The organism is unidentified bacterial endosymbiont, assembly GCF_918797525.1.
Taxonomy (GTDB): Bacteria; Pseudomonadota; Gammaproteobacteria; order Enterobacterales; family Enterobacteriaceae; genus Enterobacter.
Window position 1 is genome coordinate 1366801 of the sequence record NZ_OU963893.1, and the last position, 24374, is coordinate 1391174.

Annotated in this window: 22 protein-coding genes and 1 pseudogene; 18 read left to right on the forward strand and 5 right to left on the reverse strand. The window is 55.2% G+C overall.

All coding sequences use genetic code 11. From position 1 onward, the window contains the following. Positions 1–7: 7 nt before the first annotated feature. A complete protein-coding gene (gene srmB / locus NL510_RS06545) occupies positions 8–1336 on the reverse strand; it encodes an ATP-dependent RNA helicase SrmB (RefSeq protein WP_253382598.1) in 1329 nt (442 codons plus the stop codon). 132 nt (positions 1337–1468) lie between these two features. On the opposite strand from srmB, the gene trmN reads away from it, so the two are divergent. Continuing rightward, positions 1469–2206, forward strand: coding sequence for a tRNA(1)(Val) (adenine(37)-N(6))-methyltransferase TrmN (trmN, locus tag NL510_RS06550; protein ID WP_253382600.1), 738 nt, complete (start codon positions 1469–1471; stop codon positions 2204–2206). Here the strand turns inward: trmN and nadB are convergent. Further along, positions 2191–3810, reverse strand: a complete 1620-nt coding sequence (nadB, locus tag NL510_RS06555) for an L-aspartate oxidase (protein WP_253382602.1) — start codon at positions 3808–3810, stop codon at positions 2191–2193. The two genes, trmN and nadB, sit on opposite strands and share 16 nt — an antisense overlap. Before the next feature lie 341 nt (positions 3811–4151). Between nadB and rseD the strand changes: the two genes are divergently transcribed. The 12 genes and pseudogenes from rseD to acpS all read left to right on the forward strand — a co-directional run bounded on the left by rseD (position 4152) and on the right by acpS (position 13588). Continuing rightward, positions 4152–4238: a rpoE leader peptide RseD gene (rseD, locus tag NL510_RS06560; RefSeq protein ID WP_253384786.1), complete on the forward strand. Its 87-nt coding sequence runs from the start codon at positions 4152–4154 to the stop codon at positions 4236–4238. After that, positions 4235–4810, forward strand: a complete 576-nt coding sequence (gene rpoE / locus NL510_RS06565; protein ID WP_253382604.1) for an RNA polymerase sigma factor RpoE — start codon at positions 4235–4237, stop codon at positions 4808–4810. Before rseD ends, rpoE begins: the two co-directional genes overlap by 4 nt. Positions 4811–4841: 31 nt before the next feature. Beyond that, the gene (rseA, locus tag NL510_RS06570; RefSeq protein ID WP_253382606.1) at positions 4842–5492 is read left to right on the forward strand and encodes an anti-sigma-E factor RseA; all 651 of its coding nucleotides are present in this window, start codon (positions 4842–4844) and stop codon (positions 5490–5492) included. Next, a complete protein-coding gene (gene rseB / locus NL510_RS06575; RefSeq protein WP_253382608.1) occupies positions 5492–6445 on the forward strand; it encodes a sigma-E factor regulatory protein RseB in 954 nt (317 codons plus the stop codon). The genes rseA and rseB overlap by 1 nt, the downstream gene beginning before the upstream one ends. After that, entirely contained in the window at positions 6442–6918 is a 477-nt protein-coding gene (gene rseC / locus NL510_RS06580; RefSeq protein WP_253382610.1) for a SoxR-reducing system protein RseC, read from the forward strand. The genes rseB and rseC overlap by 4 nt, the downstream gene beginning before the upstream one ends. A 188-nt stretch (positions 6919–7106) precedes the next feature. Continuing rightward, positions 7107–8906 carry a translation elongation factor 4 gene (gene lepA, locus NL510_RS06585; protein WP_253382612.1) on the forward strand — a complete coding sequence of 600 codons (1800 nt, stop codon included), beginning with the start codon at positions 7107–7109 and terminating at the stop codon, positions 8904–8906. A gap of 16 nt (positions 8907–8922) precedes the next feature. Beyond that, a complete protein-coding gene (lepB, locus tag NL510_RS06590; protein WP_253382614.1) occupies positions 8923–9885 on the forward strand; it encodes a signal peptidase I in 963 nt (320 codons plus the stop codon). 222 nt (positions 9886–10107) lie between these two features. Then, positions 10108–10789 (forward strand): annotated as a pseudogene (gene rnc, locus NL510_RS06595) (ribonuclease III). Beyond that, positions 10786–11691 (forward strand): GTPase Era, encoded by a 906-nt coding sequence (gene era / locus NL510_RS06600; protein ID WP_253382616.1) that lies wholly within the window; start codon positions 10786–10788, stop codon positions 11689–11691. The pseudogene rnc and the gene era overlap by 4 nt, the downstream one beginning before the upstream one ends. Before the next feature lie 18 nt (positions 11692–11709). Then, positions 11710–12417, forward strand: coding sequence for a DNA repair protein RecO (gene recO / locus NL510_RS06605; RefSeq protein WP_253384788.1), 708 nt, complete (start codon positions 11710–11712; stop codon positions 12415–12417). 59 nt (positions 12418–12476) lie between these two features. Next, a complete protein-coding gene (pdxJ, locus tag NL510_RS06610) occupies positions 12477–13208 on the forward strand; it encodes a pyridoxine 5'-phosphate synthase (RefSeq protein ID WP_253382618.1) in 732 nt (243 codons plus the stop codon). After that, the gene (acpS, locus tag NL510_RS06615; protein ID WP_253382620.1) at positions 13208–13588 is read left to right on the forward strand and encodes a holo-ACP synthase; all 381 of its coding nucleotides are present in this window, start codon (positions 13208–13210) and stop codon (positions 13586–13588) included. Before pdxJ ends, acpS begins: the two co-directional genes overlap by 1 nt. Here acpS and NL510_RS06620 read toward each other — a convergent pair. Together NL510_RS06620 and NL510_RS06625 are read right to left on the reverse strand one after the other, a co-directional pair. Continuing rightward, positions 13585–13845: a YfhL family 4Fe-4S dicluster ferredoxin gene (locus NL510_RS06620; RefSeq protein WP_253382622.1), complete on the reverse strand. Its 261-nt coding sequence runs from the start codon at positions 13843–13845 to the stop codon at positions 13585–13587. The two genes, acpS and NL510_RS06620, sit on opposite strands and share 4 nt — an antisense overlap. A gap of 56 nt (positions 13846–13901) precedes the next feature. Then, the gene (locus NL510_RS06625; RefSeq protein ID WP_253382624.1) at positions 13902–14750 is read right to left on the reverse strand and encodes a MurR/RpiR family transcriptional regulator; all 849 of its coding nucleotides are present in this window, start codon (positions 14748–14750) and stop codon (positions 13902–13904) included. A gap of 118 nt (positions 14751–14868) precedes the next feature. Between NL510_RS06625 and murQ the strand changes: the two genes are divergently transcribed. From murQ to tadA, 4 genes are read left to right on the forward strand one after another with little or no spacing between them, the layout of a single operon-like run. Beyond that, on the forward strand, positions 14869–15762 hold the full coding sequence (gene murQ / locus NL510_RS06630) for an N-acetylmuramic acid 6-phosphate etherase (protein ID WP_253382626.1): 894 nt from the start codon (positions 14869–14871) through the stop codon (positions 15760–15762). A 12-nt stretch (positions 15763–15774) separates the two neighbouring features. Beyond that, positions 15775–17136, forward strand: a complete 1362-nt coding sequence (locus NL510_RS06635; RefSeq protein WP_253382629.1) for a PTS transporter subunit EIIC — start codon at positions 15775–15777, stop codon at positions 17134–17136. Positions 17137–17139: 3 nt separating this feature from the next. Next, a complete protein-coding gene (yfhb, locus tag NL510_RS06640) occupies positions 17140–17775 on the forward strand; it encodes a phosphatidylglycerophosphatase C (RefSeq protein WP_253382630.1) in 636 nt (211 codons plus the stop codon). 24 nt (positions 17776–17799) lie between these two features. Continuing rightward, positions 17800–18339, forward strand: coding sequence for a tRNA adenosine(34) deaminase TadA (gene tadA, locus NL510_RS06645; protein ID WP_253382631.1), 540 nt, complete (start codon positions 17800–17802; stop codon positions 18337–18339). Here tadA and mltF read toward each other — a convergent pair. Further along, positions 18227–19777 carry a membrane-bound lytic murein transglycosylase MltF gene (gene mltF / locus NL510_RS06650; protein ID WP_253382633.1) on the reverse strand — a complete coding sequence of 517 codons (1551 nt, stop codon included), beginning with the start codon at positions 19775–19777 and terminating at the stop codon, positions 18227–18229. The two genes, tadA and mltF, sit on opposite strands and share 113 nt — an antisense overlap. Before the next feature lie 266 nt (positions 19778–20043). Between mltF and purL the strand changes: the two genes are divergently transcribed. Continuing rightward, entirely contained in the window at positions 20044–23931 is a 3888-nt protein-coding gene (purL, locus tag NL510_RS06655; protein ID WP_253382635.1) for a phosphoribosylformylglycinamidine synthase, read from the forward strand. Positions 23932–24374: the final 443 nt, after the last annotated feature.

Genomic DNA, 24374 nt, shown 5'->3' on the forward strand with positions numbered 1-24374 from the left:
TTTTTGCTTACTCTTCGGTTTGCGACTCAGGCGTAGAGCCACTTGGCTTACGGCGCTTACCGATATTTTTTGTGTCGCGGTGGCGTTGCTTAACGCGCGGCTTCTCTTTTTCTTTCTCTTTCTTCTCAGCACGTTTTGCGAGCGCTTTTTTAGACGGTTTGCCCGTCATTTTTTCGCTCGGAGCGCGCGTGGTCGGACGAAGCTCATCAATAACACGCGATTTCAGCGGCTCGTCTACATAACGGCCAATTTTCTGCAGGAGCAGGTGGTCGTGCGCTTCGACCAGCGAAATCGCAGTACCTTTACGGCCCGCTCGAGCGGTACGGCCAATACGGTGCAGATAGGTATCGCCGCTGCGTGGCATATCGAAGTTAATAACATGGCTCACGTCAGGAATATCGATCCCGCGTGCCGCAACGTCGGTAGCGACCAGAACATTTACACGACCTTCGGTCAGACGCTTAATGCCTTCGGTACGCTTAACCTGCGCCATCTCGCCTTCAAGATAGCAGTTATTGATTCCGGCATTACGCAGCATTTCGGCTAGCTCATGCACGCGCTCACGCTTGCGCACAAACACGATGGTGCGCAGGGCGTCTTCCTGCTTGAGCAGATGCTTGAGTAACTCAACTTTGTGCTCAAGGTTATCTGCACGGTAGTACCACTGGTGGATCTTCTTGCGCTCACGGGTGGAAGGCGTAGCCGACACTTCAGCCGGATCTTCCAGCAGACGCTCTGCAAAGTCTTTAATCGCCTCCCCCTCAAGGGTGGCAGAGAACAACATTGTATGGTTGCGCCAGCGGGTCTCACCTGCGATGTGTTCAATATCCTGAGCAAAGCCCATGTCCAGCATGCGATCAGCTTCGTCGAGGATCAGGGTCTCAACCGCGCGGCAGTCGAAGTTCTCTTCTTTAATATATTGCAGCAGGCGGCCCGTCGTCGCGACGACGATATCCTGGTTTTCGCTAAACACTTCGGCGTGGTTCATATACGCCACACCGCCTGTAATGGTGGCGATATCCAGATGGGTGTTCGCAGCCAGTTCACGCGCGTGCTCTGCGACCTGGGTGGCCAGTTCGCGCGTTGGCGTCAGGATCAATACCCGCGGCGGGCCAGATTTTTTGCGTGGGAAATCGAGCAGATGCTGCAAGACAGGCAGCAGGTAGGCTGCTGTTTTCCCCGTGCCGGTTGGCGCAGAACCGAGCACATCGCGGCCCTCAAGCGCAGGCGGAATGGCCGCGGCCTGAATGGCGGTCGGGCGTGTAAAGCCTTTGCTCTCAAGTGCATTGAGCAGGCTTTCATCGAGTTCAAGTTCGGAAAAAGTCGTTACAGTCATGTTCTACCTCTGTGTGGGGCGCTGATTATAGACGTTACGGCTGTAATCTTCATCTGTTTGTATGGATATCGCTTTGCGGCCACTTCGCTTTCCCCTATGCTACCCCAGTTTCACTTAGAAGGTTGCTCTGACATGTCTCAACTCAAAGCGCAGTTGCGCCGCGATGGTTTCACCTTTAAACAGTTCTTTATTGCGCACGATCGCTGTGCAATGAAAGTCGGTACAGACGGTATTTTACTTGGGGCCTGGGCGCCTGTAGCAGGTGTTAAGCGTATTCTGGATATCGGTACCGGCAGCGGACTGCTGGCGCTGATGCTGGCACAGCGCACGGACGAACACGTTACCCTCGATGCCGTGGAGTTAGATGTCCAGGCTGCAGGGCAGGCGCGCGAAAATGCCGCGGGCTCCCCGTGGGCGGACCGGATTAAGGTCGAATGTGCCGATATACTGGCGTGGGCGCCTGAACAAACCGCCCGCTATGACCTGATTGTCAGTAATCCACCCTATTACGAGCCGGGTGTCGAATGCGCCACGCCGGAGCGTGAGCAGGCTCGATCTACCGGTTCGCTCGATCACAAAGCGCTGTTAAGCTGTGCGGCAGAGTTAATTTCCGAAGAGGGGTTTTTCTGCGTGGTCCTGCCTGAAAGTATCGGCAATACATTTATCGGGATTGCGCGCGACATCGGCTGGAATTTACGCCTGCGTACCGACATTTCGGATACCGAAGGTCGGTTGCCGCACCGGGTGCTGCTGGCGCTTTCGCCGAAAGAAGGGGAGTGCTTTAACGACAGGATGGTGATCCGTGGGCCAGACCAGCTTTATTCTGAAAGTTACACTGCGCTGACCCAGGCGTTTTATCTGTTTATGTGAACCTGCGGGGAGAGCACTGAGGGGCCGGATCCAGCAAGAAGATCCGGATAGTCCAGGGTATAATGCAGGCCGCGGCTCTCTTTACGCATCAGCGCACAGCGGACAATCAGCTCGGCAACCTGCACCAGGTTACGCAGCTCCAGCAGGTTGTTAGACACCCTGAAATTGGCATAATAGTCATCAATCTCGTGCTGTAGCATGAGGATTCGGCGCAATGCCCGCTCAAGCCGCTTCGTGGTCCGTACAATCCCAACGTAGTCCCACATAAACAATCGCAGTTCGTGCCAGTTATGCTGAATGACGACCAGCTCATCCGGATCCTCAACGCGGCTCTCATCCCATGCCGGTAGATCTTCAGTCTGACGGGCATTGGGCAGGCGTTTAGTGATATCTTCTGCCGCAGACCAGCCGTAAACCAGACATTCCAGCAGTGAGTTAGACGCCATGCGGTTAGCGCCATGCAGCCCGGTGTAACTCACCTCACCAATGGCGTACAGACCCTCGACATCAGTACGGCCGTTGTCGTCAACTATCACTCCACCACAGGTATAGTGGGCGGCGGGCACAATCGGCACCGGGTCGCGGGTCAAATCAATCCCCAGGCCCAACAGCTTGTCGTAAATCATTGGAAAGTGCTGGCGAATGAATTCTACCGGTTTATGGCTGATATCCAGGTACATGCAATCCACCCCCAGGCGTTTCATCTCGTGGTCGATGGCACGGGCAACGATATCACGCGGTGCAAGCTCGCCTCTGGGGTCAACGTCGGGCATAAAGCGCGAGCCGTCCGGGCGCTTCAGATAAGCGCCTTCCCCGCGCAGGGCTTCGGTCAATAAGAAGTTACGCGCCTGAGGGTGGAAAAGCGCAGTAGGATGGAACTGATTGAATTCGAGATTCGCTACCCGACAACCGGCGCGCCAGGCCATAGCGATACCATCACCAGAGGCGATATCCGGATTGGTGGTGTATTGATACACTTTCGAGGCGCCCCCCGTGGCCAGCACAACCGCTTTAGCCCTGCAGGTTTCGACCTTCTCTATATTGCGGTTCCACACCCAGGCACCCACAACGCGACGTGCACCCGGCAGGCCGATTTTATCGGAGATTATCAAGTCAACGGCGTTACAGCGCTCCAGTACCCGGATGTTGGGGTGACTAAGCGCCTTACTGACCAGCGTGGTTTCAACCACTTTCCCGGTGGCATCCGCGGCATGCAGAATACGCCGATGGCTGTGGCCACCTTCCCGTGTCAGGTGATAGCTCTCTTCACCGTTTGGCTGAATCTCGGTATCGAACAGCACGCCCTGGTCGATAAGCCACTGGACGCAGTGTCGGGCATTGCTGGCGACAAACTCAGCGGCGTGTTTGTCCACGATCCCCGCTCCGGCAATCAACGTATCTTCAACGTGCGAGGCGACAGTATCTGCTTCATCAAACACGGCGGCAATGCCGCCCTGGGCATAAAAAGTGGAACCTTCGCTCATTAGCCCTTTACTCAGAACGATCACGTTCTGCTTTTCAGCCAGACGCAGCGCGAGAGAGAGACCGGCAGCACCGCTACCAATAATCAGTACATCACAATCAAGATCAGGTGTTGTGTTCATTCGTGTTGTTTAATTTACTAAACAGTGTTGAGTCACAATAGCATCGTAATGCGAGATATCGCACGTTTTATTTGCTTTTTGTTGCAATGACTAAACGTACGCTGGGAAGATAAAACGACGTAAAAGAACGAAAATATTTTGCGAAGCAGATCGTTAGCGTCAGATTTTGTGGTGAAATATAGCTTGTGTTGCGTTACTCTTCTGACGGGAAAATAGATGTTTCTTGTCACAAAGCGGATACGTATCGTGAACAGACGTATAATGATAGAAAATGATCGGTCTGCGACGCATTGAACAAAAACAAAGGCGTTACGGAACTTATTGAAGAACAGACATTCTAACTGGGTGCTTGCTCAAAGTACGTACTTTTAGAGTGGCGTTTCGATAACGCGTGGAATTTAGGTTTGGGGAGACATTACCTCGGATGAGCGAGCAGTTAACGGACCAGGTCCTGGTTGAACGGGTCCAGCAGGGAGATCAGAAAGCCTTTAACCTACTGGTGGTGCGCTACCAGCATAAGGTGGCGAGCCTGGTTTCCCGCTATGTACCGTCAGGTGATGTACCTGATGTCGTACAAGAGTCTTTTATCAAGGCCTATCGCGCGCTGGATTCGTTCCGGGGAGACAGTGCTTTTTACACCTGGCTGTACCGTATTGCGGTGAATACAGCAAAGAATTATCTGGTCGCTCAGGGCCGTCGTCCGCCTTCTAGTGATGTCGATGCTATCGATGCTGAAAACTTTGAAAGCGGCGGGGCATTGAAAGAAATTTCGAACCCTGAGAACTTAATGTTGTCAGAAGAACTGAGACAAATCGTTTTTCGCACGATCGAGTCGCTCCCGGAAGATTTACGCATGGCAATTACGTTACGGGAGTTGGATGGTCTTAGCTATGAAGAGATAGCGGCTATCATGGATTGTCCGGTCGGCACGGTTCGTTCACGAATTTTCCGTGCGCGAGAAGCTATTGATAATAAAGTTCAACCGCTTATCAGGCGTTGACGATAGCGGAATACTGGAAAAGGTATTAGGCATGCAGAAAGAAAAACTTTCCGCTTTAATGGATGGTGAAACGCTGGATGATGAGTTGCTCGAAGAGCTTGCTCATTCTCCTGAAATGCAAGAGACCTGGGAGAGTTACCATCTCATCCGTGACACCCTGCGCGGTGACACCGGCGAGGTTCTCCATTTCGATATCTCAGCCCGCATTATGGCGGCCATTGAAAGCGAGCCCGTTCATCAGACCACATCGCTGATTCCTGAAGCTCAGCCAGCACCTCACCAGTGGCTGAAAATGCCGTTCTGGCAAAAGGTGCGTCCGTGGGCCAGCCAGCTTACCCAAATGGGGGTGGCGGCTTGTGTATCGCTTGCAGTTATTGTTGGCGTCCAGCAGTATAATAGCCAGCCTGAAACTACTCAGCAGCCAGAGGCGCCAGTGTTCAACACACTGCCGATGATGGGCAAAGCCAGCCCGGTAAGTCTGGGCGTACCGGCTGATGCTTCCGCAAGCGGCGGTCAGCAGCAGCAGGTTCAGGAGCAGCGTCGCCGCATCAATGCAATGTTGCAGGATTACGAGCTGCAGCGTCGTCTGCACTCTGAACAGCTTCAGTTTGAGCAGGCACAAACCCAGCAGGCTGCTGTGCAAGTGCCCGGAACCCAAACGTTAGGAACGCAATCGCAGTAATGAAGCAACTTTGGTTCGCCATGTCTCTGATGGCGGGTAGCCTGTTCTTCTCTGCCAACGCCTCGGCTGATGTTTCATCCGGGGCGTTGTTGCAGCAAATGAATCTGGCCAGCCAGTCACTCAATTACGAGTTGGCATTTATCAGCATTAACAAGCAGGGCGTTGAGTCGTTACGCTATCGCCATGCGCGTCTTGATAAACAGCCACTTGCCCAGCTTTTACAGATGGATGGCCCGCGTCGGGAAGTTGTCCAGCGTGGAAACGAAATTAGCTATTTTGAGCCAGGGCTGGAGCCTTTCACGCTCAATGGCGACTATATCGTTGATTCTCTTCCGTCGCTTATCTATACCGACTTCAGGCGTCTTGCGCCTTACTACGATTTCATATCGGTCGGGCGTACACGCATTGCCGACAGGCTGTGTGAAGTGATCCGCGTTGTTGCCCGGGACGGGACGCGCTACAGCTACATCGTCTGGATAGATGCAGAAACTAAGCTGCCAATGCGCGTTGATCTCCTTGATCGTGACGGAGAGACGCTGGAACAGTTCCGCGTCATCTCCTTTAGCGTTAACAGTCAGGTCGGTAACAGCATGCAGAATCTGGCAAAAGCCAACCTGCCGCCGCTGCTTTCCGTTCCAGCGGGCGACTCCGTGAATTTCAACTGGGTACCGTCCTGGATCCCCCAAGGGTTTAGCGAAGTCTCCAGCAGCCGTCGCCAGTTGCCAACCATTGAAACGCCGGTAGAATCGCGCCTCTATTCCGATGGGTTATTCAGCTTCTCGGTAAACATCAATCGCGCCACGGCAAACAGTGCTGAACAAATGCTTCGAACCGGACGCCGGACGGTCAGCACGACGGTACGCGATAACGCTGAGATCACCATTGTCGGCGAACTTCCGCCACAAACTGCGAAGCGTATCTCCGACAGCATCAAATTCAAGGCAGCACAATGATTAAAGAATGGGCTACGGTCGTCTCATGGCAGAATGGCGTTGCGCGGGTTAGCTGTGACGTGAAAGCCTCATGTAACAGCTGTGCATCCCGGGCGGGTTGCGGGAGCCGCGTGCTGAATAAGCTGGGTCCGCAAACATCCCATACGATCTCCGTCCCTAGCGAACAACCGCTGGTAGCAGGGCAGAAAGTTGAGTTGGGGATCGCGGAAGGCAGCCTGCTAAGCTCCGCTATGCTGGTTTATCTTTCGCCACTGGTGGGGCTGTTCGTGATGGGCGGTCTTTTCCAGATGTTATTCGGCACCGATGTGGCCGCCATGTGTGGTGCCGCACTGGGAGGCGTTGGCGGTTTTTGGCTCGCCAAAGGCTTCTCTGCGAAGCTTGCCGCTCGCGAAGCGTGGCAGCCCGTAATTCTTAGCGTCGCGCTGGCGCCAGACCAGCTTCGCGTGGAAACGCTCTCTTCTGAGGCCCGGTGATCCACCGGGCTTTATCATTATTTACAGCTGAATACAGAAAACGCCATCTCTTCGCGCCATGCCTGGCTCTAAGTGCATTTCCAGGTTACGGGGATGTAGTGTAGAATGCTGCGTTTTCGCACTGAAAAACGTCAGGCTAAGAAGAATAGCGGCCTCCAGGAATTCGTAAGGCATAATTATTTAACTATATGAAGAACATACGTAACTTTTCGATTATTGCTCACATCGACCACGGTAAGTCGACGCTGTCTGACCGTATTATCCAGATTTGCGGTGGCCTGTCTGATCGTGAAATGGCAGCCCAGGTACTGGACTCCATGGACCTGGAACGCGAACGCGGTATTACCATCAAGGCGCAGAGCGTTACGCTCGACTATAAAGCCAACGATGGTGAGACCTATCAACTGAACTTTATCGACACCCCGGGCCACGTTGACTTCTCATATGAAGTGTCACGCTCGCTGGCGGCCTGTGAAGGCGCGCTGCTGGTGGTGGATGCCGGACAGGGCGTAGAAGCCCAGACCCTGGCAAACTGCTATACGGCGATGGAAATGGATCTCGAGGTTGTGCCGGTACTTAACAAAATCGACCTGCCAGCCGCCGATCCCGAGCGCGTGGCGGAAGAGATTGAAGATATCGTCGGTATCGATGCAACAGATGCCGTACGCTGCTCGGCAAAAACCGGCGTGGGCGTGCCTGATGTACTGGAACGTCTGGTGCGTGATATTCCCCCACCGGAAGGTGACCCGGATGCGCCGCTGCAGGCGCTTATCATCGACTCGTGGTTTGACAACTATCTCGGCGTTGTCTCGCTGGTCCGTATTAAAAACGGCACCATGCGTAAAGGCGACAAAATTAAGGTGATGAGTACCGGTCAGGCCTATAACGCAGACCGTCTGGGTATTTTCACGCCAAAACAGCTTGACCGTACCGAGCTGAAGTGTGGCGAAGTAGGCTGGCTGGTCTGCGCCATCAAAGATATCCTCGGCGCCCCGGTAGGCGATACGCTGACGCTGGCGCGCAACCCGGCGGACAAAGCGTTGCCTGGCTTTAAAAAAGTGAAGCCTCAGGTCTATGCGGGCCTGTTCCCGGTGAGTTCTGACGATTACGAAAACTTCCGTGATGCGCTTGGCAAGCTGAGCCTTAACGATGCTTCTCTGTTCTACGAGCCAGAAAGTTCAACGGCGCTGGGCTTCGGCTTCCGCTGCGGCTTCCTCGGCCTGTTGCACATGGAAATTATCCAGGAGCGTCTGGAACGTGAATACGATCTGGATCTGATCACCACCGCGCCGACCGTCGTGTATGAAGTAGAAACGACCTCGAAAGAGGTTATCTATGTCGATAGCCCGTCCAAGCTCCCGCCGCTCAACAATATTCATGAACTGCGCGAGCCTATCGCCGAGTGTCACATGCTGCTGCCGCAAGAGTTCCTCGGCAACGTGATCACCCTGTGTATCGAGAAACGTGGCGTGCAGACCAATATGGTGTACCACGGTAACCAGGTGGCACTGACCTACGAAATTCCGATGGCGGAAGTGGTGCTGGACTTCTTCGACCGTCTGAAGTCAACCAGTCGTGGCTATGCATCCCTGGATTACAACTTCAAACGCTTCCAGGCCTCAAACATGGTGCGTGTGGACGTGCTGATCAACAGTGAGCGTGTTGATGCCCTGGCGCTGATCACCCACAACGACAATGCGCCGTACCGCGGTCGTGAGCTGGTTGAGAAGATGAAAGAGCTGATCCCGCGTCAGCAGTTCGACATCGCGATTCAGGCGGCCATTGGTAACCACATTATTGCTCGTTCGACGGTGAAACAGCTGCGTAAAAACGTTCTGGCTAAATGCTACGGCGGTGACGTCAGCCGTAAGAAAAAACTGCTGCAGAAGCAGAAAGACGGTAAGAAGCGTATGAAGCAGGTCGGTAACGTAGAGCTGCCGCAGGAAGCATTCCTTGCCATCCTTCACGTTGGCAAAGACGGTAAATAACCCTTAAGGAGTTGGCATGGCGAACATGTTTGCCCTGATCCTGGTCATTGCTACCCTGGCGACAGGTGTACTGTGGTGTCTGGATAAGTTTATCTTCGCCCCGAAACGCCGCGAACGTCGGGTAACTACTGACGATGGGCTGGATGCGAAAACCCTGAAGAAAGCCGGTCCGAAACCGGGCTGGCTGGAGACGGGAGCATCCGTCTTCCCGGTGCTGGCGATCGTGCTGGTGGTTCGCTCATTTATTTACGAGCCGTTTCAGATCCCATCAGGTTCGATGATGCCAACGCTGCTGATTGGTGATTTCATTCTGGTCGAGAAGTTTGCCTACGGCATTAAAGATCCCATCTACCAGAAAACACTGATTGCGACCGGGCACCCAAAACGTGGCGACATTGTGGTGTTTAAATACCCTGAGGATCCGCGTCTCGACTACATCAAGCGTGCGGTCGGCCTGCCGGGTGATAAAGTCACCTACGATCCGGTTTCTAAAGAAGTGACCATTCAGCCTGGATGCAGTTCCGGTACGGCGTGTGAAAACGCGCTGCCAATCACCTACTCAAACGTTGAGCCGAGTGATTTTGTGCAGACCTTTGCCCGGCGTAATGGCGGCGAGGCGACCAGCGGTTTCTTCCAGGTGCCGCAAGGTGAAACCAAAGAAAACGGTATTCGTCTGGTTGAGCGTAAAGAGACGCTGGGTGATGTCACGCACCGTATTCTGACCGTGCCCGTTGCCCAGGATCAGCTCGGTATGTACTACCAGCAGCCGGGTCAACAGCTTGCCAGCTGGGTCGTTCCGCCAGGACATTACTTCATGATGGGTGATAACCGCGATAACTCCGCGGACAGTCGTTACTGGGGCTTTGTACCGGAAGCGAATCTGGTGGGTAAAGCGACGGCAATCTGGATGAGTTTTGAGAAGCAGGAAGGCGAGTGGCCGACTGGCGTTCGTCTGAGTCGCATTGGCGGAATCCATTAAATCTCAGTAATTGAACGCGTAGCCGCAGTTATTTGCGGCTACGCGAATTATTTCGGCGATAAATCTCCGTGAACTAACGACATCCCCTGCTGTTGTGTATAGAATATTCCCCCGAAGTTTTAGGTTGGCCCTGTAAGGGTGCCACGGCACACGAAACCGCGTTGGTTTTCTCAGGTCGGTTTCGTGTGCTGCATTTTTGACGCATTCATTTATTGGTATCGCATGAACCCCATCGTAATTAATCGGCTTCAACGGAAGCTGGGCTACACTTTTGTTCATCAGGAGCTGTTGCAGCAGGCATTAACCCATCGCAGTGCCAGCAGCAAACATAATGAGCGTCTCGAGTTTTTAGGCGACTCCATATTAAGTTTCGTGATTGCGAATGCGCTTTATCATCGTTTCCCCCCGCGTGGACGAAGGTGATATGAGTCGCATGCGTGCCACGCTGGTGCGGGGTAACACTCTTGCGGAAATTGCCCGCGAATTTGAGCTGGGCGAATGTCTGCGTCTTGGGCCGGGTGAACTGAAAAGCGGCGGCTTCCGTCGTGAATCAATTCTTGCCGATACGGTTGAAGCATTAATCGGTGGCGTGTTCCTGGACAGCGATATCCAGACCGTTGAAAAACTGATCCTGAACTGGTATCAGACTCGCCTGGATGACATCAGCCCGGGCGATAAACAAAAAGATCCGAAAACGCGTCTGCAGGAGTATCTGCAGGGTCGTCATCTCCCGCTGCCATCTTACCTTGTGGTGCAGGTGCGTGGCGAAGCGCACGATCAGGAATTTACCATACATTGCCAGGTCAGTGGCCTGAGTGAACCGGTGATGGGGACAGGTTCTAGCCGTCGCAAGGCGGAACAGGCTGCCGCCGAACAGGCGTTAAAAATGCTGGAGCTGGAATGAGCGAAGAAAAAACGTATTGCGGATTTATTGCCATTGTCGGACGCCCGAACGTTGGCAAATCCACCTTGTTGAATAATCTGCTTGGGCAGAAGATTTCTATCACCTCGCGTAAGGCGCAGACCACGCGCCACCGCATCGTCGGTATCCATACTGAAGGCGAGTATCAGGCGATCTACGTCGATACGCCGGGCCTGCACATGGAAGAGAAGCGTGCCATTAACCGCCTGATGAACAAAGCGGCGAGCAGCTCAATCGGCGACGTCGAGCTGGTGATTTTCGTTGTTGAAGGCACGCGCTGGACGCCGGACGACGAGATGGTGCTCAATAAGCTGCGCGATGGTAAAACGCCGGTGATTCTGGCCGTTAACAAAGTGGATAACGTGCAGGAAAAAGCGGACCTGCTGCCGCATCTACAGTGGCTGGGCAGCCAGATGAATTTCCTCGATATCGTCCCGCTCTCTGCAGAGACCGGTCTGAACGTGGATACCATCGCGGGCATCGTGCGCAAGCATCTGCCGGAAGCGATTCATCACTTCCCGGAAGAGTACGTCACCGATCGCTCCCAGCGCTTTATGGCGTCTGAGATCATCCGTGAAAAGCTGATGCGTTTCCTGGGTGCGGAACTGCCGTACTCCGTGACGGTCGAGATTGAGCGTTTTCAGACTAATGAACGCGGCGGTTATGACATTAACGGTCTGATTCTCGTTGAGCGAGAAGGGCAGAAGAAGATGGTGATTGGCAACAAAGGTTCTAAGATCAAAACCATCGGTATCGAAGCCCGTAAAGACATGCAGGAGATGTTCGAAGCACCGGTTCACCTGGAGCTGTGGGTGAAAGTCAAATCTGGCTGGGCCGACGATGAGCGTGCTCTGCGCAGCCTCGGTTACGGCGAAGATCAGTAGCCAAAGACGACGAGTATGATGGATGGATGGCAGCGTGCCTTTGTCCTGCATAGCCGTCCCTGGAGCGAAACCAGCTTAATGCTGGACGTCTTCACGGAAGAGTCGGGCCGCGTGCGCCTTGTTGCAAAAGGCGCTCGTTCCAAACGTTCTAATCTGAAGGGTGCATTGCAGCCTTTCACGCCGCTGCTGGTTCGCTTTGGTGGGCGAGGGGAAGTCAAAACCCTGCGCAGTGCCGAAGCCGTCTCTCTGGCGCTTCCCCTTTCCGGTATCACGCTCTACAGCGGCCTGTATGTCAATGAGCTCATCTCACGTGTTCTTGAACATGAGACGCGCTTCTCTGAACTTTTCTTCGATTATCTGCACTGTATCCAGGCGCTTGCTGGCGCAACCGGCACGCCTGAACCCGCGCTACGCCGGTTTGAGCTGGCTTTGTTGGGGTATCTTGGCTACGGCGTCGATTTTTTGCATTGTGCGGGCAGTGGAGATGAGGTCGAAGACTCCATGACCTACCGCTATCGCGAGGAAAAAGGCTTTATTGCCAGCATTGTGGTGGATAACCGTACCTTTACCGGACGACACCTTCGGGCGCTGTATGAGCGGGAATTCCCGGATGCAGATACCCTGCGCGCGGCAAAACGCTTTACCCGCATTGCGCTTAAACCGTATCTTGGGGGCAAACCCTTGAAGAGCCGCGAATTATTCAGGCAGTTTGTGCCAAAACGTTAACGAATTCCCCCTCTCCCTGAGGGAGAGAGGAAACGGATCAAAAGAACACGAGGATTGTCATGGCTGAATTACTGTTAGGCGTCAACATCGATCACATCGCCACGCTGCGTAATGCGCGCGGAACGGCTTATCCGGATCCGGTTCAGGCGGCTTTTATCGCTGAGCAGGCAGGCGCTGACGGCATTACCGTGCACCTGCGGGAAGACCGCCGCCACATCACCGACCGTGACGTGCGGATCCTGCGTCAGACGCTGGACACGCGCATGAATCTCGAGATGGCGGTAACGGAAGAGATGCTGACGATTGCCTGCGATACCCAACCGTATTTCTGCTGCCTGGTGCCGGAAAAGCGTCAGGAGGTGACCACCGAAGGCGGGCTTGACGTGGCGGGGCAACGCGACAAAATGCGCGACGCCTGCAAACGTCTGGCCGATGCCGGTATCCTGGTTTCACTGTTTATCGACGCCGATTTTGAGCAGATCACAGCCGCCGCTGACGTGGGCGCGCCCTATATTGAAATTCATACCGGCTGCTATGCCGATGCCAAAAACGATGCTGAGCAGGCCAAAGAGCTGGAGCGTATTGCCAGCGCGGCCACCTACGCTGCCAGCCTCGGCCTCAAGGTTAACGCTGGTCACGGCCTGACCTATCACAATGTCAAAGCGATTGCCGCGCTGCCGGAAATGCATGAGCTGAACATTGGGCACGCTATAATTGGCCGTGCGGTAATGAGCGGCCTGAAAGAGGCGGTATCAGAGATGAAACGCCTGATGCTGGAAGCGCGTCAGTAATGGCTATTCTGGGCTTAGGCACTGATATCGTTGAAATAGCCCGCATAGAAGCGGTGATCGCCCGCAGCGGCGATCGCCTCGCAAGACGCGTGCTGAGCGATAACGAATGGGCCATCTGGGAAGCGCATCAACAGCCAGTGCGTTTTCTGGCAAAACGTTTTGCAGTCAAAGAGGCGGCGGCCAAAGCCTTCGGGACCGGAATTCGTAACGGCCTGGCATTTAACCAGTTTGAAGTTTACAACGATGAGCTGGGGAAACCGCGTCTGCGCTTATGGGGGGAGGCGCAAAAACTGGCTGAGAAACTTGGCGTGTCACACCTGCATGTGACGATTGCGGATGAGCGCCACTACGCCAGTGCGACGGTAATTATAGAAAGTTAAAGTTTGTCCGCGTGGTGGATCAGAACAAACTTATCCCACAGCTGCTCTTCGTTTTCGAGGTGTGCCGGATCCTTAAGAATAGTATTGGGGATTGGGCACACTTTCTGGCAGGTCGGCGTTTCGTAATGGCCGATGCACTCGGTACAGCGATCGCTGTTAATCTCATAAATGCTGTCGCCCATCGAAATCGCCTGGTTTGGGCATTCGGGTTCGCACATATCGCAATTGATGCATTTTTTGGTGATTAACAGCGCCATCAGGAAATTCTCAGAAACAACACAAACAGGGCGGGCATTATACAATTATTCCCTGCTCAAACCAGTCTCTTTACCAACTCCTCGCTGTGACGAATATGTTCTGGCGCGTTCTCCAGATCCTGTTGGACCAATGCCATGAACAGCAGGTCTGTCAGCATCATTTGTGCGCTCGTCGATGAGATAGCCGCACTGCGCGTGGCCTGCTCTTCCGCAATGGTATACAAACAGCGTGTTGCCCGCTGCTGCAGAGAATTTGGCGTAAATCCGGTGATGGCCAGAACTTTACCGCCTACGCGTAAGACTTCATCGGTGGCTATATTGATCTCGCGACGTTCACCGGAATAGGAGATGGCCAGCAGCAGATCCTCAGGATCCATCGCCTGCACCGTCGCCAGCAGGGCGTGCATGTCCTGCTCAACTATCGCGTTATATCCGATCTTCGTCAGTTTCCAGCCAAAATTACGCGCGACGAGCCCGGAAGCGCCAATTCCGGTTAGAATGATACGACGCGCTCCCCGCAGCAACGCCACGCTTTCCAGCAGCTTCTCTTCGGGATTCACGTCCAGCGTCGCATGCATAGCAGCCACGTTCTCTTTGATCAGCTTTTCGCCCACCAGACGCATCGGATCATCGCCACGGATCTGATTATGTACCGGCATCGACTGCGGATTAGGATTGCTCACCAGCGCTTCGCTAATCGCCAGTTTTAGCGCCGGAAATCCCTTAAAGCCGATCTTCTGCGCAAACTTTACCACGCTTGACTGGCTCACTCCGGCTTCGCTCGCCAACTGCTGCGAGCTGAGATGGCGCGCGCGGTCGGGCTGAGACAGTAAAAAATCCGCCAGCTTTTTGTCGCTTTGTGCAAAGCCTGCGTAGCGCTGGCGGATGCGGATTAAACAGTTCATAGATTCTCCTGGCGAAAGTGTGAATATCTGCGCAAATAAACGTTTTACTCGCCTGAATGAATTTAATATTCCATCGTAGTATGATTATTACGAATTAAAAATTCTTGAGGTGCAAAAAATGAACCTGGGCTCACTCGTTTCTGAAACCCGTAACCCGCAAACCATGGATCTGGATGCGCTTTCCACCCTGGAGCTGGTTAACCGTTTTAATCAACAGGATACGCTGGTCGCTCAGGCAGTGAAAGCGACATTACCTGAGGTTGCCAAAGCAGTGAACGCGGCGGCGGCGTCGCTAAAGGCCGGAGGACGCATTATTTATATGGGGGCAGGGACCAGCGGACGTCTTGGCGTGCTGGATGCGTCAGAGTGTCCGCCAACCTTTGGCGTGCCGCACGGCCTGGTCATTGGGCTGATTGCCGGCGGCCCTGGCGCGCTGCTCAAAGCGGTAGAAGGCGCGGAAGATAACCCACAGCTTGGTGAAGATGATCTGAAGGCGCAGAACCTGACCGGGCGAGATCTGGTGGTCGGGCTGGCGGCATCCGGGCGCACGCCATACGTGATTGGCGGCCTGCAATACGCAAACCAGACCGGCTGCACGACGGTCGCCATCTCTTGTAACCCCGGATCGCCGATTGCGCAGGAGGCGGTAATTGCCATCTCACCGGTTGTCGGGCCAGAAGCCTTGACCGGCTCCACGCGTCTGAAATCAGGGACGGCGCAAAAGCTGGTGCTCAATATGATCTCCACCGGGGCGATGGTCAAGTTCGGCAAGGTCTATCAGAACCTGATGGTGGATATGCAAGCCACCAACGTCAAGCTGGTGGACAGAGCCTGCCGGATGGTGGTGGAAGCTACGGGGGCAAGCCGGGAAGAGGCGGAAAAGGTACTCGAACAAACCGGACATGACGTAAAACCGGCCATTCTGATGATCCTGAGCGGGCTGGATGCCACCGCCGCGCGCGCCAGACTGGCTGCCCATGAGGGGTTCTTGCGGGCGGCATTACAAAACTAACACGAGGCGTGTATGGAAAAAACAGCAGCGCTTGCCAGCCATATTTTGCAGGGGATCGGCGGAGAGAAGAATATTCAGCGTCTGGAAAACTGCATGACGCGCGTGCGCGTCGAAGTGCATGATGACGACCAGCTTGACGTGCCCGGATTAAAGCAACTCCCCGGCGTGAGTGGATACGTCAAACAGGGGCAACAGCACCAGCTAATTGTCGGGCCGGGCAAGGCGGCGCAGGTTGTCGATGCCATGCGGGCGCAGATGCGCGGTGAAACAACCGCGTCGTTTGAGGATGCCGAACGCACTAAAGCCCAGGTAAAAGCCAAATACAAAGCTCCGATGAGCGATGCGCTGCGACAGCTGGCAAACGTCTTTATTCCGCTGATCCCGGCGTTCATTGCCTCCGGGCTTATCACCGGGATTATCAATATCCTTAAGCGTCCGGATATTGTCGGCGATTTTGCGACTCATTATCCGAACCTGCTGGGGATCCTCGGCATCTTCGGCAGCGCTGTGTTTGCCATCATGAACATTTTAGTTGGGGTAAACACCGCCAAAGTGTTTGGCGGCTCACTGGCGATGGGCGGGGTAATGGCGGGTATTCTCTCCAGCCCGCAGCTGGCGCACATTACGCTATTTGGCGAGGCGTTACAGCCGGGGCGCGGCGGGGTCATTGCGGTATTGCTGGTGGTGATGTTGATGTGCTGGATTGAAAAGAGGCTGCGCAACCTGTTGCCTGGCGCGATCGAACTGATCCTCAATCCGTTGCTTACCACGCTAATCACGGGGAGCGTGGCGATCGTCGCTTTGCAGCCGTTGGGAGGATGGATCTCCGAAGCGATTGCCCACGGGGCCTCGGTGGCTATCGACCGCGGTGGCCTGCTGGTGGGCGCGGCGCTTTCCGGCACGTTCCTGCCGCTGGTGCTCACCGGCCTGCATCAGGGGCTGGTCCCCATCCACGTCGAGCTGGTGCAGGCGCATGGCTATAACGCGTTGTTGCCCATTCTTTCTATGGCGGGTGTAGGACAGGTGGGCGCCGCCATTGCGGTGCTGATGAAAACCCGTAATGACCGGCTGAAAAAGGTGATTAAAGGCGCCCTGCCGGTCGGATTACTCGGCATCGGCGAGCCATTAATTTTTGGCGTCACGCTGCCGCTCGGTAAACCTTTCCTTGCCGCCTGTCTCGGCGGCGCGGTAGGCGGCGCGCTCATCAGCTACTGGAAAGTCGCGACGGTGATCACCTTTGGGATCTCTGGCCTGCCTCTGGCGCTGACGATCGTGACCGGAAAAGTCATGCTCTATCTGTTAGGCTATTTAGTAGCAACGATTGCCGGGTTCCTGTTTACCTGGCTATTAGGATTCAATGACCCTGAGGAGTAAGGTTTGGCAAATCACGAGCGTCGTGTTGTCTTTTTCGACCTGGATGGAACGCTGCATCAGGAGGATATGTTCGGTACCTTTATGCGCTACCTGCTCCGGCGTCAGCCCCTGAATGCGTTGCTTGTTTTACCTCTCTTACCCGTTATCGGCCTCGCCCTGCTGATAAAAGGCCGGGCGGCGCGCTGGCCGATGAGCCTGTTATTATGGGGCTGCACCTTTGGCCATAGCGAGGCGCGGTTAAAACAGCTGGAACGGGATTTTGTGCGCTGGTTCCGCAGTCACGTGAACGCGTTTCCGGTGGTTCAGGACAGGCTCACCAGCTATCTGGATGCGAACGATGCCGATATCTGGCTTATCACTGGCTCGCCGCAGCCGCTGGTGGAACAGGTCTATTGTGATACGCCCTGGTTACCTCGGGTGAATCTTATCGCCACGCAGATTGCCCGGGGGTATGGCGGGTGGGTGTTGACGATGCGCTGTCTGGGCCATGAAAAGGTCGTACAGCTCGAGAAGAAAATTGGCACGCCGTTGCGCCTGTACAGCGGTTACAGCGACAGTAAGCAGGATAACCCGCTGCTCTATTTTTGCCAGCATCGCTGGCGCGTCACGCCGGTGGGTGAACTTCAGCAACTCGAATAGTCTTATCTCTAGCGGGTGTGTATAATGCCGCCCGCTTTTAGACTGGAGTATCAACCGTTGTCCACTCTCGAACACGATCACGAATACTGGATGCGCCATGCGCTAACGCTGGCAAAACGCGCCTGGGAAGAGGGTGAAGTGCCCGTAGGCGCGGTTCTCGTCCATAACCATCAGGTGATTGGGGAAGGGTGGAATCGCCCAATTGGCCGCCACGACCCTACCGCGCACGCTGAAATCATGGCGCTGCGACAGGGCGGGCTGGTGCTGCAAAACTACCGTCTGCTTGAAACCACGCTGTATGTCACGCTTGAACCCTGCGTAATGTGTTCCGGCGCAATGGTCCACAGCCGTATCGGCACTCTGGTCTTTGGCGCACGGGATGAAAAGACCGGCGCAGCCGGTTCGCTGATGGACGTGCTTGGACACCCGGGAATGAACCACCAGGTAAAGACTATCGGTGGGGTACTTGCACCGGAGTGTTCGGGTCTATTAAGTGACTTCTTCCGATTACGCCGTCAGCAGAAAAAGCAGCAAAAGGCAGAATTGAAGTCACTGGACGCGTGAGCTCCTCCGGCGCGACAATCGGATAGCTTTGCGCCAGCTGTCGCGCCTCGGCGGCCTTTTTTTCTTTCTCCAGCAGATACCCTACCAGGCTAATCTGATACTTACGAATATTCTCTACGTAGGCGTAAGCTTCATGCCCGCGCGCGTAGCCGTAAGTCAGCTTTTTATACCAGGTTTTTTGGCTCAGCAGCGGCAGACGCTGTTTGACGTCAGACCAACTGTCCGGGTTGCCTTTGGTTTTCGCTGTCAGCGCCCGGGCGTCCAGCATATGCGCATAACCCATGTTGTAGGCGGCGAGGGCAAACCAGATACGCTCTTCTTCCGGCACCGTTTCCGGCACTTTCGCCATCATATCCTGCAAATACTTCGCGCCCCCGCTGATGCTCTGTTCCGCATCCGTTCGGTCGTTAACGCCGAGGCTTTGCGCGGTATTTTTGGTTAGCATCATCAGGCCACGCACGCCAGTGGGCGAGGTGGCCTGGGTATCCCAGTGCGACTCCTGATAAGAGATGGCTGCCAGCAGTTTCCAGTCGATTTCCTGGGCGTATTTCTCAAATAAAGGTTTAAGGTCTGGCAGCACGTTATCCACTGCGCGCAGGAAACTGCGGGTATCCACATAATCAAAATCCTCGCCATGACCGAGATACTTCTCTTCCAGGCGGGCGAGAGTGCCGTCTTCATTGATGGTGTTGAAGAAATCAAGCATGGCCGCAGAGAGGGTCTGATCGTTATCCCGATGGGTAAACCAGGCGACCGGCTGTTCGTCAGTGACGTCAAGCGCCACGGCGATTTCAGGATGCACACGCTGGAAAAGGTTAATCGCAACCGAATCGGCAATGGTGAAGGCCAGTTTTTTGTCTTTTACCTGTTCGAGCAGTTCTGTCGTGCCGAGTTTCGGATCCACCTTCCAGCCGAGATCCGGGTATTTCTTCGCTTTCAGCTCGCGCAAATCGTCAATAACCACGTGGCCAGGCGCAATCGTCAGCTGCTGCTCGCCAATCCCGGCCAGCGTGCGTGGACGTACACTCCCGACGCGATAAACCAGCTGCTGCGACACGGAATAGTAGGTAGGACCTTGCTGATAGTTCTTACTACGCTCGCTGTTGTACACCAGCCCGGCGGCGAGGATATCGGCAGCGTTGTTATCAAGGTCGTCAAACAGTTGGCTGATGTTCTGACGCACGGTAATGTGGAGTTTTACGCCGAGATAGTCGGCAAACTGCTGGGCCAGTTCATAATCCAGACCAATGGTTTTGCCGTTGATGTCGCTGTAAATCAAGGGAGAGTTTAAGGTACTGACGCGCAATTCCCCCCGCTCCTGAATGGCGGCGATACGGTTTTCGGCTTTACCGAACCAGGGGATTGAAGGCCAGAGGGCCACTGCCAGCAGCAACGTAACAATGCCGATGAGCAGATAATTAATCTTTAATTTATTCAATTAGTTAATTCTCTGCGACGCCGGTTGCCTCAGTATGCTGTAGCCATGTTAAAAAATAAGGTTTGCCAGTGGATGAGCGGCATTTTGCGTAAAGATAAGCGACTTGGCAACAAATTAGCGCGACAGGCACCCTCTATTATTAAACGTAAACGATGATTTTATTTCGACGCAAACGGTTTCGTCGACGCTCAGGATTCTCTATAATGACGCCCGTTTTCCCCTTGCGCACACTGTAAGCGCCCCGGCGCTTCGAAGACGAGAGACTAATGATGGAAATTCTGCGTGGTTCGCCTGCACTGTCTGCCTTCCGAATTACTAAACTGCTGGCACGTTTCCAGGCAGCCGACCTTCCGGTAAGCAATATTTACGCTGAGTATGTCCATTTTGCTGACCTGAATGCCCCCCTGAATGCAGAGGAGCGCGTACAGCTGGAATGCCTGCTCAAATATGGTCCGAGTCTGAGCAACCACACGCCAACCGGCAAACTGATCCTTGTTACGCCGCGCCCGGGCACCATCTCCCCCTGGTCTTCCAAAGCCACCGACATCGCCCACAACTGTGGCCTGAAGGCGATCAACCGTCTGGAACGCGGCGTGGCGTACTACGTTGAAGCCTCTACCCTCTGTGATGAACAGTGGCGGGTGGTCGCCGCTGAGCTGCACGATCGCATGATGGAGAGCGTGTTTACCTCTCTTGACGACGCGCAGAAGCTTTTTGCTCATCATCAGCCTGCGCCAGTACAGAGCGTGGACCTGCTCGGGCAGGGCCGTCAGGCGCTGATTGACGCCAACCTGCGTCTTGGTCTGGCGCTGGCAGAAGATGAAATTGACTACCTGCAGAATGCGTTCATCACGCTCAACCGCAACCCGAACGACATCGAACTCTATATGTTCGCGCAGGCCAACTCCGAGCACTGCCGCCATAAGATCTTTAACGCCGACTGGATTATCGACGGCGTGCAGCAGCCGAAATCGCTGTTTAAAATGATTAAAAATACCATGGAGCACACCCCGGACCACGTGCTGTCTGCCTATAAAGACAACGCTGCGGTGATGGAAGGTTCCGAGGTGGGCCGCTTCTTCGCCGATCGCGAAGCAGGGCGCTATGACTTCCACCAGGAGCCAGCACATATCCTGATGAAAGTTGAAACCCACAACCACCCGACGGCGATCTCTCCGTGGCCGGGCGCGGCGACCGGATCCGGCGGTGAAATCCGCGATGAAGGCGCAACCGGACGTGGGGCTAAGCCTAAAGCGGGTCTGGTCGGCTTCGCCGTCTCTAACCTGCGTATCCCGGGCTTTGAACAGCCATGGGAAGAAGATTTCGGTAAGCCTGAACGCATCGTGACCGCGCTGGATATCATGACCGAAGGCCCGCTGGGCGGCGCTGCGTTCAACAACGAATTTGGTCGTCCTGCGCTGAACGGTTATTTCCGTACCTACGAAGAAAAAGTGAACAGCCATAACGGCGAAGAGCTACGCGGCTATCACAAACCGATCATGCTGGCGGGCGGGATCGGCAACATTCGCGCCGATCACGTGCAAAAAGGCGAGATCGTCGTGGGGGCGAAGCTGATCGTACTGGGCGGCCCGGCGATGAACATCGGCCTGGGGGGCGGGGCGGCTTCTTCTATGGCCTCTGGTCAATCCGATGCCGATCTCGATTTCGCGTCCGTCCAGCGTGACAACCCGGAAATGGAGCGTCGTTGCCAGGAGGTGATCGACCGCTGCTGGCAGTTGGGCGAAGCCAACCCGATCCTCTTTATCCACGACGTGGGCGCGGGCGGTCTCTCTAACGCCATGCCTGAACTAGTGAGTGATGGCGGGCGCGGCGGGCGTTTTAACCTGCGCGATATTCTCAACGATGAGCCAGGCATGAGCCCGCTGGAGATCTGGTGTAACGAATCTCAGGAGCGCTACGTAATGGCGGTTGCCGCTGACCAGTTGCCGCTATTTGACGAACTGTGCCGCCGCGAGCGCGCGCCGTATGCCGTTATCGGAGAAGCCACCGCAGAGTTGCATCTCTCCTTAAGCGACACCCATTTCGATAACCAGCCTATCGATCTGCCGCTGGACGTCCTGCTCGGCAAAACGCCGAAGATGACCCGCGACGTAACTACCCGTAAAGCGGCCGGTAACGCGCTGGATCGTCAGGAGATGACGGTTGCAGACGCGGTCAATCGCGTACTGCACCTGCCGACTGTGGCGGAGAAAACGTTCCTCGTGACCATCGGCGACCGTAGCGTTACCGGTATGGTCTCGCGCGATCAGATGGTTGGCCCGTGGCAGATCCCGGTTGCAAACTGCGCCGTCACCACCGCGAGCCTCGACAGCTATTATGGCGAAGCGATGGCGCTGGGAGAACGTACGCCGGTGGCGCTGCTGGATTTCGCGGCCTCCTCCCGTCTGGCCGTCGGTGAAGCGCTGACCAACATCGCCGCCACCCAGATTGGTGATATCAAACGTATCAAACTCTCCGCCAACTGGATGGCTGCAGCCGGTCATCCGGGGGAAGATGCGGGCCTGTACGAAGCGGTCAAAGCGGTGGGTGAGGAGTTGTGTCCTGCGCTCGGTCTGACCATCCCGGTGGGTAAAGACTCCATGTCGATGAAAACCCGCTGGCAGGAAGGTAACGAGCAGCGCGAGATGACCTCTCCGCTGTCGCTGGTTATTACGGCGTTTGCACGGGTGGAGGATGTCCGTCATACCGTCACGCCGCAGCTTTCGACCGATGATAATGCCCTGCTGCTGATCGATCTCGGAAAAGGCAACAACGCGCTAGGGGCGACCGCTCTGGCGCAGGTTTACCGCCAGCTCGGCGACAAACCTGCAGACGTGCGTGATGTGGCGCAGCTTAAAGGCTTCTACGACGCCATTCAGGCGCTGGTGGCGCAACGCAAACTGCTGGCCTACCACGACCGCTCCGATGGCGGCCTGCTGGTCACCCTGGCGGAGATGGCCTTCACAGGCCACTGCGGTGTGGAAGTAAACATTGCAACGCTTGGCGACGATCGTCTGGCGGCGCTGTTTAACGAAGAACTGGGCGCGGTGATCCAGCTCCGTGCGGCCGACCGCGAAGCGGTTGAAGCCGTGCTGGCCCAGCATGGACTTGCCGACTGCGTGCATTATCTGGGTAAAGCGGTGCAGGGCGACCGCTTTGTCATCGCAGCCGATGGGCATGCGGTATTCAGCGAAAGCCGTACCACGCTGCGCATGTGGTGGGCTGAAACCACCTGGCAGATGCAGCGCCTGCGTGACAACCCGGAATGCGCGGATCAGGAACACAACGCCAAGGCTAACGACAACGACCCTGGCCTGAATGTTAAACTCTCTTTTGATATCAGCGAAGACATTGCTGCGCCGTACATTGCGAGAGGCGCGCGTCCGAAAGTGGCCGTGCTGCGTGAGCAGGGCGTTAACTCCCACGTTGAGATGGCGGCTGCCTTCCACCGTGCGGGCTTTGACGCTATCGACGTGCATATGAGCGACCTGCTGGCCGGGCGTACCGGCCTGGATGATTTCCAGGCGCTGGTGGCATGCGGCGGCTTCTCCTATGGCGACGTGCTGGGCGCAGGGGAAGGCTGGGCGAAATCCATCCTGTTTAACACCCGCGTGCGTGATGAATTCGAAACCTTCTTCCACCGTCCGCAGACGCTGGCGCTGGGGGTCTGTAACGGCTGCCAGATGATGTCTAACCTGCGCGAGCTGATCCCGGGCAGCGAAGCCTGGCCGCGCTTTGTGCGTAACCAGTCCGATCGCTTTGAAGCCCGTTTCAGCCTGGTTGAAGTGACCCAAAGCTCGTCTCTGCTTCTGCAGGGAATGGTCGGCTCACGGATGCCAATTGCCGTTTCTCACGGTGAAGGTCAGGTAGAAGTGCGTGATGCAGCGCATCTGGCCCAGCTTGAAAGCAAAGGCCTGGTGGCGCTGCGCTTTGTCGATAATTTTGGCAACGTAACACAAACGTATCCGGCGAACCCGAACGGCTCGACGAACGGCATCACTGCGGTGACCAGCGAAAACGGCCGTGCAACCATCATGATGCCGCACCCGGAGCGCGTATTCCGTACCGTGAGCAACTCCTGGCACCCGGAAAACTGGGGCGAAGACAGCCCATGGATGCGGATCTTCCGTAACGCGCGTAAGCAGTTGGGTTAAGTTTTAAGGTCAGCGAAATAAGCCCGGTGAGTGGTAACGCCCCGGGCTTTTTTACGTGTGTCGCAAAATCGCGACAACAGGCTGATGCCAGTGTCGTCGAATGGAGACATTTAAGCGGTTGATTTTATTGATCCCTAAGATGTTTTGCTTAAGGTGTTGCTATTTAGCGACACATCGGCTGAAAATTGTCCGGTTAACCATTTACCTTATTTATGTTAAAAGAGTATATACATCAGTAAGATAATATTTTGTTTTGCATTCTGGCACGGCCGTTGCATAATAATAACCAGTGGCTCATTCACCTTCTTATGTCAGCCCCTTCGGGACGTGCTACATAAACTTCGAATGACGCACAAAAAGGTGCCTGCCGTCCAACTACTGATCATCGCGTTGCTTTATCAGGCCAGGGCGAAACGTCGAGTTAGGCACCGCCTCATTCCATG